The 12,886-nt window shown below is 71.4% G+C and carries 11 protein-coding genes and 2 pseudogenes; 5 read left to right on the top strand and 8 right to left on the bottom strand.

Annotated features, from left to right (window positions below):
* Positions 1 to 1,689, top strand: a 1,689-nt coding sequence (gene tap / locus BFF77_RS12155; RefSeq protein ID WP_066947665.1) for a telomere-associated protein Tap, incomplete at its 5' end; no start/stop codon positions are given.
* 3 nt (positions 1,690 to 1,692) lie between these two features.
* A complete protein-coding gene (gene tpg, locus BFF77_RS12150; protein ID WP_066947662.1) occupies positions 1,693 to 2,250 on the top strand; it encodes a telomere-protecting terminal protein Tpg in 558 nt (185 codons plus the stop codon).
* 140 nt (positions 2,251 to 2,390) lie between these two features.
* Here the strand turns inward: tpg and BFF77_RS36805 are convergent, their stop codons facing one another.
* The 3 genes from BFF77_RS36805 to BFF77_RS12135 all read right to left on the bottom strand — a co-directional run bounded on the left by BFF77_RS36805 (position 2,391) and on the right by BFF77_RS12135 (position 4,736).
* On the bottom strand, positions 2,391 to 3,071 hold the full coding sequence (locus tag BFF77_RS36805) for a hypothetical protein (RefSeq protein ID WP_245703368.1): 681 nt from the start codon (positions 3,069 to 3,071) through the stop codon (positions 2,391 to 2,393).
* The gene (locus BFF77_RS12140) at positions 3,071 to 3,706 is read right to left on the bottom strand and encodes a hypothetical protein (protein ID WP_066947659.1); all 636 of its coding nucleotides are present in this window, start codon (positions 3,704 to 3,706) and stop codon (positions 3,071 to 3,073) included. Before BFF77_RS12140 ends, BFF77_RS36805 begins: the two co-directional genes overlap by 1 nt.
* A 262-nt stretch (positions 3,707 to 3,968) precedes the next feature.
* Positions 3,969 to 4,736 (bottom strand): PIG-L deacetylase family protein, encoded by a 768-nt coding sequence (locus BFF77_RS12135; RefSeq protein WP_066947656.1) that lies wholly within the window; start codon positions 4,734 to 4,736, stop codon positions 3,969 to 3,971.
* 284 nt (positions 4,737 to 5,020) lie between these two features.
* Here BFF77_RS12135 and BFF77_RS12130 point away from each other — a divergent pair, with 284 nt between their 5' ends.
* The gene (locus BFF77_RS12130) at positions 5,021 to 7,513 is read left to right on the top strand and encodes a SpoIIE family protein phosphatase (RefSeq protein ID WP_342671228.1); all 2,493 of its coding nucleotides are present in this window, start codon (positions 5,021 to 5,023) and stop codon (positions 7,511 to 7,513) included.
* A gap of 67 nt (positions 7,514 to 7,580) precedes the next feature.
* On the opposite strand, the gene BFF77_RS12125 is transcribed toward BFF77_RS12130, so the two are convergent.
* Positions 7,581 to 8,483 (bottom strand): helix-turn-helix domain-containing protein, encoded by a 903-nt coding sequence (locus BFF77_RS12125; protein ID WP_079125065.1) that lies wholly within the window; start codon positions 8,481 to 8,483, stop codon positions 7,581 to 7,583.
* Positions 8,484 to 8,924: 441 nt separating this feature from the next.
* Here BFF77_RS12125 and BFF77_RS36800 point away from each other — a divergent pair, with 441 nt between their 5' ends.
* On the top strand, positions 8,925 to 9,761 hold the full coding sequence (locus BFF77_RS36800) for a L,D-transpeptidase family protein (protein WP_066947652.1): 837 nt from the start codon (positions 8,925 to 8,927) through the stop codon (positions 9,759 to 9,761).
* On the opposite strand, the pseudogene BFF77_RS36795 reads toward BFF77_RS36800, so the two are convergent.
* The 4 genes and pseudogenes from BFF77_RS36795 to BFF77_RS12110 all read right to left on the bottom strand — a co-directional run.
* Positions 9,756 to 9,995 (bottom strand): annotated as a pseudogene (locus BFF77_RS36795) (MmyB family transcriptional regulator); the annotation flags it as partial. The gene BFF77_RS36800 and the pseudogene BFF77_RS36795 sit on opposite strands and share 6 nt — an antisense overlap.
* Before the next feature lie 99 nt (positions 9,996 to 10,094).
* A complete protein-coding gene (locus BFF77_RS36790) occupies positions 10,095 to 10,337 on the bottom strand; it encodes a helix-turn-helix domain-containing protein (RefSeq protein WP_079125064.1) in 243 nt (80 codons plus the stop codon).
* Between the two features lie 293 nt (positions 10,338 to 10,630).
* Positions 10,631 to 11,512, bottom strand: a complete 882-nt coding sequence (locus BFF77_RS12115; protein ID WP_066947649.1) for a helix-turn-helix transcriptional regulator — start codon at positions 11,510 to 11,512, stop codon at positions 10,631 to 10,633.
* Between the two features lie 72 nt (positions 11,513 to 11,584).
* A complete protein-coding gene (locus BFF77_RS12110) occupies positions 11,585 to 12,379 on the bottom strand; it encodes an SDR family NAD(P)-dependent oxidoreductase (protein WP_066947646.1) in 795 nt (264 codons plus the stop codon).
* A gap of 230 nt (positions 12,380 to 12,609) precedes the next feature.
* Here BFF77_RS12110 and BFF77_RS35580 point away from each other — a divergent pair.
* Positions 12,610 to 12,886: pseudogene (locus BFF77_RS35580) on the top strand (transposase); the annotation flags it as partial.

Raw genomic sequence — 12,886 nt, 5'->3', positions numbered from 1 at the left:
GTCGAGCACGATCCCGCCGACGTCGATCCGCGTTTCCCGCACGGTCCTCTCGCCGTGCTGGACGGTGACGGGGCCGCGTACGGTGTCGGCGGGATCGTGCTCGACTGCCCCGCGCGCACGGTGCCCGAGCTGGTGGAGTGGACACTCAAGGAGTCCGGTCTCGGTGCCGCGAAGCTGAACCGCCACGGCAAGGACTCCGACCCGCTGATCGTGCTCACCGCCGCGGCGGCCGTGAGGCTGGGGCTGCCGGAGCGCCTGGAGGGTCACGAGCAGCGCCGCTCCCTGCGTCTGCCCGAGGATCACCCGGTCGTCAAGCAGGTCACCAAGGCGCGCTGGCAGTTGACACAGCGCGGGTTCGGCCCGTGGGCGCGGATCTACCGCAAGGCCCAGGGGCGCGAGCGGCAGTGCGTGCAGCTCGCGGTCCTGTCCTGGGACGCCCTCGACGGGCGGTCCTGGCCGGGCGTCGCGGACATGGAACCGGCCGACATCGCCCGTGTCCTGGGTGTCTACGCGACCCGGGTCATCACCCCGCGCGGGTCGACGGCCGTCTCGGGCCTGGAGCTGATGACGGCGCTGCGCCCGCCCACGAAGGCCGTACGGACCCCGGAGAGCGGGAACTGGGTGTCCGGCCACAACCCCGGTTCGCTGGGGACGGAGCCGATGGACCCGGCGCCGCCGGAGGCCACCGCGGAACACCCCGTGGTGGTGAACTCCGGCTGGAGTGGGGGGTTCCTCAACGAGGAGGCGTACCAGTGGGTGCGGTCGGTGGATCTGCTCAGCGATGAGGAGTGCACCCTGCCCTTCGCGGTCGGCCTGGACCTCAACACCGCCTTCCTCGCCGCCGCGTCCCGCCTGGTCGTCGGCCTCTCCGGCCCCGACCACTTCCACGCCCCGGCGTTCAACCCGAAGATCCCCGGCTCCTGGCTGGTCGATCTGTCCCGCATCGAGCTGGACCCGCGCCTGCCCTCGCCGTTCACCCCGACCGGTGAGCGCCCGCAGGGGCCTGCCTGGTACCAGACGTACAGCGTCGCCTACGCCCAGGAGCTCGGGTACGACGTGCATCCGATCGAGGCGTACCTGCGGCGGGAGACCGGGGCGTACCTGGACCCGTGGCACGACCGTCTCAAGACGGCGTACGTCGACACCCTCGCCGATCTCGGCGTCGTCCGGGACCTGTCCGACACCGACTTCCTCGCGGCGATGGAACGGCACAAGGACGCCGACCCGGCCCTGGCCGCCGTGCTGACCGCCGTCAAGGCGACCGTGAAGGGCGGTGTGGGCAAGCTGCGTGAACGCCCGCAGGGCAGGAACTACAAGGAGGGCGAACGGTGGCCGGCCCTGGAGCGGCCCACCTGGCGCCCCGACATCCGGGCCGCCGTCATCAGCAAGGCCCGGGTCAACATGCACCGCAAGCTGGCCAACATGGCGAAGATGACGGGCCTGTTCCCGCTCGCCGTGCTGTCCGACTGTGTCGTCTACTCCTCGCCGGGCGACAGCCCGCTCGATTTCCTGCCGTACGCGGCGTCCGGCAAGCCGCAGCCCGGCGGGTTCCGCCTCGGGGCCACGCCGGGCCTGGCGAAGCTGGAGGGCGTCCAGTCGATGCTGTGGGCGGTCGACCTGATGGAGAAGGGCCTCAATCCGGCCCGCCACATCAAGGGCGGCGACGCCGTCCTGGACGAAGGCGAGTAACCGGTGGGGGAGATCGAGGACGCCATCGAGCGCGCCGACCGGGAATCGTTCACCCGCCCACCGCCCAAGACGTTGAAGGGCCAGATCGGCTATCTGCTCAAGCAGCTGAAGTCCGCGAAGGCCGTCGCGGAGGAGCTCGGTATCACCGCCGACTCCGTCAACCGCTACCGGCGCGGCGCCCGTAAGCACCCGCCGAAGGACATCGCCGCGAGGATCGACGCGGCGGTGCGGTCCCGCTGGCAGCCACAGGTGCGCAGGCGCCGCCGGAAGCAGGCCGCCGCCACCGGCGGGATCACGGTGGAGACAAGGGCCCGGTTCGGATACACCGCGCCGGTCGGCACGACCGACGACGGCCGCCTCCGCCGCCTGACCGTCCACCTCCCCCCGGCCTACGCGCAGCGCCTGTTCGACGCCCGCGACGCCGGGGCCGGTGACCAGGAGATGCGCGGGATCATCGCCGAAGGATTCAAGGACGTCTATTTCCAGGACGGCGGGGCCCGCGCCACGGGTCTCTCGGACGTCGCCATCAACGACATCGACTACATGGATTTCGACTACTGAAAAAGGCTCGGCCACTGGAAAAGGGACGACAGGGCCCGTGTGGCGGAGTGAGGGAGGGCGGAGGCGGTGGGCCGTCCCTTGCCCACCGCCTCCTGGTCCTGCCGGGCCCGACGGGTTCCGTCGTCCGGACCCGCCGTGCGTCAGATGCGCAACAGCCGTTCGGTGACCTCGCGGTAGCTCTGGAGCGCGAGCCTCAGCTTCTCGGTGTCGGTGCCGTCCGTCGCGGCGGCCCGCGCGGTGTCGTCCGTCGTACCCGCCGTGTGCCTGCCCGTGCCGGGGGCGTTGCCGTCCCAGTGGGCCCGCATCGACCGCGGACGTTCGGCCAGCGCGGCGGTGAGGCGCTCGGCGGCCTCGTCCAGCACCTCGGCGGCCTCCTCGACCGAGCGCCGGGGTCCGTCGACGAAGGAGCTCAGCGCGGCCTGGAGGCGCAGCCCGAGCCGCTCGCTCTCGTCCTGCGCGAGGAGCCGGGTGCCGTTGGTGCCGCTCAGGCGACGGGTGTCGCCGTTCGTGCCCCTGGCGCCGTTGTTCATGCCCGTCGGCTGTCGCGCGGTGTCACGGGAACCGGTGGAGCTGCCGGACACTCCGGGCCGGTCCGGGAGGGGCACCGGCTTCACGGGCTCGCGTGCCGCGTCACGCGGCCGAAGGGTGTGCGGCGGCTTGGCCGAGTCGGGGACGCCGGGCGTCCTCGCGCGGTCGGCCTCGACGGGCCGGTCCGCCTCGGCCGCCGTCGGCCGGCCGTTCCTGGCCGGGGGCGCCGGGGGCGCCACCGGCGCGCCCGTATCGTTCCTGTCGCTCGTGTCGTTCTTCGGGTCGTACGTCATCAGACACCGCTTCCTTTGGGCCGCAGAGTTAGGTTCCGGTTCCGGCTGACGGCGCCACCGCGGCGCCTGTCGCTCCGGTCCGGGTGACCGAGGATCAGCCGGTCGAAGAGCTGACGCGCCGCGACCAGCGTCTCGCGCAGTTCCTCCGTGCTCACACCACGGCCGTCCGCCGAGGCCACTCGGTGCATCCTGCGGTAGGCGTCCACCTGGTACGCGTGGTGTACGGAGAGCGCTTCGAGCTGCTCCTCGGAGCGGCCGTCGTGCTCCGTACCGGCGGGATAACCGCGGTCGGCCGCCAGTTGGGCGAGGAGCCGGTCCGCCTCCACGACCGCTTCCCGCGGTTCGTCGACGAAACGTTCCTGGAGCTCCGCCCAGCGCGCCACGTACTGGTCACGCCGTTCCGTGGGGAGCGGACCGGGACGCAGCTCGCCATGACGCTCCAACCGCTCGGCCAGCTCGTGTTCCGTGGCCTTGGAGTCTCCGTCGTGACGTGCGAGAACCCGGTCGTACTCCGGTCCGAACCGGCGCTTCAGCCCGCTCCGTCCGCTTGCCCTGCCGGGCCCGATGTACAGGACCGCGGCCACGACGACCACGAACACCACGGCCAGAGCGACGACGATCAGGACTGTCGACATGATTGCCTTCCTCGTTCTCGTCTCGTCTCATCCCGTACGTGTACCGGTACCGCTCGTAACGGGTTGTCTCGTAACGGGTCGTTCTTCGAAGCGGGTTGCCCGTAATCCGTTGTTCAAACGGTCGGAGCTCGTACGCAGTTGTCCTTGACGGAGACGGAGACGGAGACGGAGGCCGGGGCGGGGCGGGGGCAGGCGCGGGACCGGGCCATGGCACCGGGCGGGCGCGCCGCGGCGGCCGGCCCGTCGCCGGGAGCACGTACGGTCAGACGGTCAGTTCCGTCCGGCCCGTCCGGGCCGCCGCCGCGGAAGCCGGGTCGTGTCGGATGTACCACTCGGTGCCCAGCAGCCGCTCCCGGGCCTCCGGTGGAAGGCCGGCGATACGCCCCGGCAGGGCGCCCCGCCGCACCTCGCTGCGATGGGCGAGTACGGCGGCGATTTTCCGCTCCGTCCAGGGACCGACGTCGACGGTCGCGGTGACCTGCTCGTCCGGAACGCTGTACACCGCCTTGTGCTCACCCACCACGTCCCTCAGCGCGGACACGGCCGTGTGCGGATGGGTGGCCAGGTAGAGGGCACGCGCCCGCCATGGGGCACCGGCGTCCGGGTAGAGCCGCCCGAGCCCGGCCGCGTGGGCGGCGAGCACGGTCACCCGGTGGGTGTGCACATGGTCCGGATGGCCGGACAGCCCACCGTAGGCGTCGTGCGTGACCATGATCTCCGGGCGGAACTCCCGGATGTGCGCCACCAGCCGCCGTACGGTCTCGTCGAGGGGCGCGTCGCAGAACCGCGCGCCGTCCGGGGCCGACCGCGGTACCCGCGCGTCGGCATAGCCGAGCATCCGCGGTGTGCCCGCGCCGAGAATGCGCAGCGCCTCGGCCAACTCCGCGGCGCGCGGGCTGTCGGCGGCCCAGGTCGCCGTGACGACCGCGGTACGCGCGCCCGCGGTCGCGTGCCGGGCGAGCACGCCTCCCGCCGACAGTGACTCGTCGTCCGGGTGGGCGAAGACCCCGAGCAGGCTCGGCACGGACATGGATCGGCCGCCTTCCGGTGAGGAGAGGTCGGATCCTAACGCGGTGACGCGGGTAACCAGCGTCCGGAGACCATTCTCGCGGGGGCGGCGCGGGGGCGGGAGGAGCGACCACGCGACCGTGGCGTCCCGTGATGATCAAGCAGTACGGCACTGAATATTGTCTACAGATCATGCTAATGTCGGAATAATGACTTTTGAGTGCGCACCGTCGGTCGATCGGCTCGACCGTACGGCCGACGCGATCCCGGTCGTTCCGGAGGTGCCTCGCAGGCGGGACGGCCGCGGTGGACAATCTTGAGCGCATGGCGCCCGACGTGGTGCGGAGGCCGGTGGTGACGGACGGCACGGCGACGGCGGTGCTGGACGCGTGCGGAGCGGTGGTCGGCTGGACGCCGGGTGCTGAGCGGCTGGTCGGCTACTCGGCCGCGGAGGTGATGGGCCGGCCGGCAGGGCTGATGCTGCTCCCCTCCGGTGACGCGTCGAAGGCGTCGGCCTTCGTGGATCGGTGCCGTGCCCAGGGCGGCTGGTCCGGGCTTGTGGCGCTTCGCCACCGCGACGGCCGCAGGCTCGACATGAACCTGCGGGTCTCCCCGTTCTCCGGGCCGGACGGAGGGCCGCAGTGGCTGGTCTCGGCGACCGGCACGGAGGCGCTCCTGTCGGGAACGGCGAACGGACTGGCGCTGGAGTCACTGCTGGCCCGCGCCCCGGTCGGAATCATCGTCCGCGATCTGGAGCTCCGCTGCACCTGGGTGAACGACACCCTGGGACAGCAGGACGGGATCCCCCGCGAGGATCGGCTGGGGCGTCGGCTGACGGACACACTGCCCGGCCTCGCCGAGGCCGAGGAGGCCGAGGCGGTGATGAGGCGCGTGCTGAAAACCGGCAAGCCGGTGGCCGACCTGGAGTTCCGGACATGGCTGCCGGCGGACCGGCACCGGGAACACGCGTTCTCGGTCTCCATCTTCCGTCTGGAGGACGCGGACGGCCGGGCGCTGGGCGTGTGCGCCATGTGGGTGGACGTCACCCGCAGGGAGCAGGCGCGCGAACGCCTGGCGATCATCGGCGAGGCCAGCACACGTATCGGCAGCACCCTGGACGTCATGCGGACCGGACAGGAACTGGCCGATCTCGCGGTGCCGCTCCTCGCCGACTTCGCCGCCGTCGACCTGGCGGAGTCGGTCCCGCTCGGCGAGGAGTCCCTGGCCCGGCTGGGGCCGATGGGCGGACAGGTTCCCGTGTTCTGCCGCGCGGGCCTGGCATCGGTCCGCCGGGGAATCCCGGAGGCCCTGTGGGCACGGGGCGAGACGGTCTTCGTCCCGCCGGCCTCACCCTTCACCCGCGTTCTGGCCTCCGGCAAGTCCCACATGGAACGGGTCATGGACACCTCTCCCGGCTCATGGCTCGGCCAGGACCCGGTCCGGGTGCGGAAGATCCTGGAGGTCGGCATGCACTCCTGCATGTACGTGCCGATCCACGCGCGCGGCACGGTGCTGGGGGTGGCGTTCTTCGCCCGTACGGAGGATCCGACGCCGTTCGAGGCGGACGACCTGCTCCTCGCCGAGGAACTCGTCAACCGGGCCGCGCTCTCCCTGGACAACGCCAACCGGTACACCCGGGAACGCGCCGCGGCCTTCGCGCTCCAGCGCAATCTGCTCCCGCAGCGCCTCACCGGCGGCACCGCCGTGGAGGTCGCCTCGCACTATCTGCCCGCCGACAGCCGCCACGGCGCCGGAGGCGACTGGTTCGATGTGATCCCGCTGTCCGGCGCCCGGGTGGCGCTGGTCGTCGGCGACGTGGTCGGGCACGGAATCAACGCCGCGGCGACCATGGGCCGCCTCCGTACCGCCGTGCACACCCTCGCGGACATGGACCTGCCGCCCGACGAACTGCTGGCCCACCTGGACGACCTGGCCATCCGCCTCATCGAGGAGGACGCCGACGACAAGGGCACGGCCACCGCGGTCCTGGGGGCCACCTGCCTGTACGCCGTGTACGACCCGGTCCTGCGGCGCTGCACGATGGCACGGGCCGGGCACCCGCCGCCCGCGATCGTCGACCCGGACGGCCATGTCACCTTCCCCGACCTTCCCGCCGGAACACCGCTCGGCCTCGGACTGGTGCCCTTCGAGTCGGTGGAGCTGGAACTGCCCGAGGCGAGCGTGCTCGCCTTCTACACCGACGGTCTTGTCGAGAGCCGTGACCAGGACATCGACGCCGGGATGGACCGTCTCGGCGCCGTACTGGCGGCGCAGGCCGGCCTTCCGCCGGAAGAGCTGTGCTCGGCCGTGGTCGACTCGCTGGGGACCCCGGCGCCGTACGACGACGTCACGCTGCTCCTCGCCAGGACCCGCACACTCAGCCCGAGCCAGACGGTCTTCTGGGAACTGCCGCCCGACCCGGCCGTCGTCAGCACCGCCCGGTCCCTGGCCGTGGGGCAACTGGCCCAGTGGGGACTGGAGGACCTGGCCATGACCACCGAGCTGATCGTCAGCGAACTGGTCACCAACGCCATCCGCCACGCGACCGGCCCGATCGGTCTGCGTCTGATCCGGCACCAGCTGCTGAGCTGCGAGGTCTCCGACACCAGCAACAGCCTGCCGCGCCTGCGCCACGCGCGGACCACCGACGAGGACGGCCGCGGCCTCTTCCTCGTCGCGCAGATGTCCCACCGGCGGGGCACCCGGTACACGGCGGACGGCAAGACCGTATGGGCCGAACAGGAACTGACACCGGTGTCCGCGTACGACCTCAGCTCCGCGGCGGATCCGCACGGATGAAGGCGGCGCGGAGGACGGCGGTGCCGAGTCCGGCTCCGGCTCCGACCGGTTGACGCGCGCCGACGGTTCAGTCCTTCTCCCCGCCGGACGGGTCCGTGATCGGGTCGGCGGGCGGACGGGTGGGCGGATTCTTCTGGGCCGCAGTGCCGCCGGAGGCGGTCAGGCTGCCCAGAATGGCCAGCAGTTCAGCGCTTCGGCTGCCGGGTTCGGCGTTGAAGACGACCAGGATCAGGCCCTCGGTGCCGCCGATGGCGAGTTTGTTGGAGTGGAGATCCATGTCGCCGACCTGCGGATGGGAAAGCCGGCTGACGCGGCCCCTCTTCGGCCGCACGTCATGGCGTGCCCACAGCTGCCGGAATCTCTCGCTCCGGACCGACAGCTCTCCGACCAGTTCCACCAGACGCGGATCGCCGGCGTCGGGCCCGACGGCGGTTCGCAGGGCGGCGACTCCCTCCGCTGTCGCCTCCTCCCAGTCCCTGCGCAGGGCACGCTCCGCGGGATCGAGGAAGACGGCCCGCAGAAGATTGGTTCCGGGGGCGTAGTTCGGCGACAGGGCCGCCGCCGGCGCGTTCACCGCCAGTACGTCCAGAAACCTGCTCTGCACATACGCGGGATTGTCCGGCCAGCCGTCGATCAGCTGGCGGATGCTCGTGGGCACCCGCTCCGGTTTCGCGGCCGTCCGCCTCCGGGGCACGGGGCGCGCCAGCCGGTGCAGATGGGCGGTCGCCTCCGCGTCGAGTCGCAGGACGCGCGCCAGTGCGTCGAGGACTTCCGGCGAGGGACGATGATCGCGTCCCTGTTCCAGCCGGAGGTAGTAGTCGGCGCTGATACCGGCCAGCATCGCCACCTCCTCGCGTCGCAGTCCGGGCACACGACGGAGTCCGCCGACCGGCAGTCCCGCGTCCTCCGGCCGAACCAGATCGCGCCGGGCGCGGAGGTACTCGCCGACGCGGTTTCCGCTGCTGTCCATGACGTCAACCGTAGCGACCGGACATGTCCGCTGCCTGGCCCTGTCACCCCCAGGCACGCCCGGGGTGCGGACGGCACCGAAGACGTCCGGGTCCCGTCGTCGGCGGCTTCCGGCCGCACGAACGCGGGCCGGTCCCGGTGTCACGTGCGGCCGGAGCGACCGGGGTGACCCCGGAGTGACCGGAGTGACCGACGTCGCACAGGGATTCTTCTCCGCCGGGGCAACCCGACCGGCCTCCCATCGTGTTGGAGAGGAGTGAGAGACCGAGGCCGACGGCGTACATCAGGCGCCGCCGTCGCGGTCGTGACCGGGTTCGTGCCGGTCGGCACGCTTCTGCCCGATGCGCTGAGCCGCGGCTCGTCCGCCCGTGCGGCTGCCCGTAGGCCGGCAGCCGCTCCGGGTGCCGGCGGACACGCCCCACGCACAACGAAAGGTTCCTGTATGTCTGTCGGTTCTGTCCGCAGAGGGCCACGGCTGGCCGCTGCCCTGCTGGCCTCCGGTCTGCTGCTCACCGGCTGCGGAGGCGCGGCGGCCGGCCAAGGATCCGCGCCGGGCGGGACGACTGCCGACGGGAAGGGCGTCGACGGCACGGCCGGCGCCGGTTCCCCCGGCGGTTCCGTCGGCCGGTCCGCCCCCGAACCGGGGACCGCCGAGTCCCGGACCCCGGAGCCGCGGAGCACCGAGGCGAAGGTGATACCGGGCCTCGGCCCGAAGACCCTCGCCGCCATTCCCCCGGAGACGAACCAGGCCGTCGTGGCGACCGGCGTCGGCAAGGACCGCAACACCGGCACCGTGCGGGTCTACGAACGCGACCCGGTCGCCGGCTGGGTACCCGCCGGCGACGAGTGGCCCTCCCACAACGCCAAGCGCGGCTGGACCGACGACCACGTCCGGGGCGATCTGCGCACGCCGATCGGTGTGTACGGCCTCACCGACGCGGGCGGTCTGCTGCCCGATCCGGGGACGAGACTCCCGTACGACCGGGGTCCGGCCTTCTCGATCTCGGGCACCGGTTTCCAGGGCGACTCGCTCGCCGGGTCCTTCGACTATGTCGTGGCGATCAACTACAACCGTGTGCCGGGCAACACACCGCTGGACTGGACCCGCCCGCTCGGTGCGGACAAGGGCGGCGGCATCTGGCTCCATGTGGACCACGGCGGCCCCACCCAGGGCTGCGTCTCGCTGCCGCGCGGCCGGATGAAGGAGTTGCTGCGCCTGCTGGATCCGAAGAAGAAGCCGGTGGTGGTGATGGGGGACGCGGAGTCGCTCAAGCGCTGAGTGCACCCAGATACGGAGCCCTCCCACGCACGGGGTAGTGAAGGTCTTGCGGAGGGCGGGCTCGGCACACACGTCGTGGGAGGCCCCCAGCCGGATGAACTGCTCGCTTCCGGCGAGGAGTTCACCGACCAGCCCGGTCACCCCGGGATCGTCCGGGTAACGGGCGGCGGTGGCGCGCAGATGCTGGGCCGAGGCGCGGGCGAACTCGTCCGCGTCCGACACCCCGTACAGCCGCGGTGTTTCGACCGCGGCAGGGTGCTTCGGCCGATACTCACCCTGCCCGGGGGAGGGCCAGCGGCCGGACGGGCTGGCCAGTCAGGATCTGGCCGGCACCTATCGAGATGCAGCAGACCGTACCGTGACCCTCAAGGGTGATGGAACGGGGCGCCCTGAGCGCTTGCGGTCGGCCAGGGCCGGTAGTCCGCCGTGGGCGAACCGGCCGCGCCAGGCGCGAACCGTGTCCAGGCGCAGGCCCGTGTCGTGGGCGATGTGTGCGTTGGAGCGCCCCCGTGCCGCGTGCGGGACGATCTGCGCGCGGACCCGCAGCCGGTACTCGGTCTTGTGGACGTAGGCCATCTTCTTCAACCGCTTGCGCTCGGTGGCGGTCGGGACTATCGGGCAGGCCGGGGCAACGGGTATGAGGGGCGGGCCGATCGGGAGAGGTGGATCACGCCACCCCGTCGTCTGCTGCACCCGCCTCGGCGAGCAGGGTTCGCCACGCAACACGGATCGGTGCGCGGATATCCGTCGGGACCGGGCCTGCCGGTCTGCGGTGCTCTGTTCGTCGATGTGCTGGTCGGGGCATTGACCGATGGCGCGTCTGACGTCGCTTCAGGTCGCCGGCGGTGAGGCCCGGACTGCCCGGAAGGTCAGCGCGCGCGGTCGTCGTCCGGCATGGGGGAGGGAGCCTCAGTGGCCCAGGCCAGCAGCATCCGCAGGGCGTCGTGCGATGGGCTGCCCGGCTCGGCGGCATATGTGATCAAGGCCTGATCGGGGTCGTCCGTTGCGCGCAGGGTCTCGTAGGCCAGTTCCAGATCGCCGACCAACGGATGGTGGAATCGCTTGGTTCCCGAGGTCTTGTCCCGCACTGGATGCTCGGCCCACCAGCGACGGAAGTCCTCGCTCTTCATCGACAGTTCGCCGATCAGGCTCGCCAGCCGGGGGTCCTCGGGGTGCCGTCCCGCGTCCATGTGGAGGTAGGCCACGTTCTCGCGGGCGCAGGAGGTCCAGTCGGCATACAGTTCCCGGGACGTCTCGTCGAGGAAGGTGATCCGGGCGATGTTGCGCTCAGCGCGGTCCAGGGGCGCGTAGTCGCCGAAGAGGGCGGCCGCTGCCGTGTTCCAGGCCAGTATGTCCATGCGCCGGCCCATCACCATCGCCGGCATGTCCACCAGGTCGTCCAGCAATCGCTGGAGCATGGGGCGCACGCGTTGCGGCCGGGGCTGGCGCCGGGGAACGTGCCGGGCGGAGGGCTGCGGTCGGGCGAGGCGGTGCAGGTGCCGCGTGGCATCCCCGTCCAACCGCATCGCGCCGGCGAGGGCGTCGAGTACCGCGCCCGAGGGGTTGGGCACGCGGCCCTGTTCCATCCGGGTGTAATAGTCGACGCTCACTCCGGCGAGCTGCGCGATCTCCTCGCGGCGCAGGCCCGCGACCCGGCGCCGGCCTCCGAAGTCCGGCAGGGCAACGTCCTCGGGGTGCAAGAGGGACCGGCGGGAGCGGAGGAATTCACCCAGGTTGATAGCTGTGCTCATACGACGATTGTGGCCGGTCGTGATGGGTGGCTGCCTGGCCCTGCCGGGGCCAGGCAGAAACCACACCCTCCGTTAGGAGGCGGGGACGGCGGTCACCAGGCCCCCGTCGACGGCGATGTCCTGGGAGGTGATGTACGAGGACCGCGGGGAGAGAAGGAAGGCCACGGTCTCGGCGATGTCCTGGGCCTGGCCGAGCCGCCCCAGCGGCACCTGGGAACGGATGGCATCGTGCGAGGCAGGGTCCGGGTTGGCGGCATCGAACATCTCGGTGACGATGTAGCCCGGGCTGATCGAGTTGACCCGGATGCCGCGCCCGGCCAGATCACTGCCCAGCGTACGGGCCAGATTGTGGACGGCGGCCTTGGTGGCCGCGTACACCGGTGCGACGGCCAGGCCCCGGTGCAGAGTCCACGAGGCGTTGATCACGATGGAACCGCCACCCGCTGCGTCGAGCAGCGGCAGAACCTTCTGGACCGTGAAGAACACCCCCTTGAAGTTGACGTCGACGCTGAGGTCGAAGTCCTGCTCAGTGACCTCGCCACTGCGCTGGAACACTCCGACCCCGGCATTGGCGAACACCCCGTCCAGACGCCCGTGGCGTTCACGGATCAGGGCAGCCAAGCGGTTGAGATCGGTGAGGCTGGCTGAGTCGGCCCGGACAGTGAACAGCCGGGCACCCTGGTCGGACGCCTTGTCCAGTTGTTCGGCTGCGCGGTCGAGGCGGGCATCGTCGCGGCCGGTGATGACGATATGGGCGCCGGCTTCCAGGAGCAGACGCGCGGTGGCCAGGCCCATCCCGCTGGTTCCGCCGGTGATCAGGACGACACGGTCGTAGAAGCCGGTCACATCGCTGTTGCTGTCGGTCATGGCCACAGCTTCGCCACCAGCTTTCGGGCCAACCAGGCCCGGATCAACCGGGGTCTCCCAGGCCCCCCTTCTGCAGGCGGCCGAGACAGCCTCCACCCCACCGCCTTGGACGTCCAACGATGCGACACACACCGCCCGGCCCCGGAATCAACCCCCGAAGGACTTCCGGAGCCGACCACTAAGGTGTTGACGCGGTAGACCACGTACCGGGGCAGCGTCCGTGCCGCTCGCGTGGCGGGTTCACCAGCAAGCCGCACCTGAGCGCGGACGGCCGTTGCCGCCCTCTGTCCCTGATCGTCACTCCAGGTCAGCAGACGGACTGCACCCAGTTCCCTGCCGTGGTGGAGAAGATCCGAGTGCCGCGGACCGGTCCGGGCAGACCACGCAGGAATCCCGACAGCCTGGCCGCCGACAAGACATACCGCAACGGCCCCGTCCGCGAGAACCCGCGTCGCCGGGGCATCCGGCACACCATCCCGGAGAAGACCGACAGCCAGGCCGCCCGCC

The organism is Streptomyces lushanensis (genome assembly GCF_001700515.1).
Classification (GTDB): Bacteria; Actinomycetota; Actinomycetes; order Streptomycetales; family Streptomycetaceae; genus Streptomyces; species Streptomyces lushanensis.
This window is presented reverse-complemented; position numbering and strand designations above follow the sequence as displayed.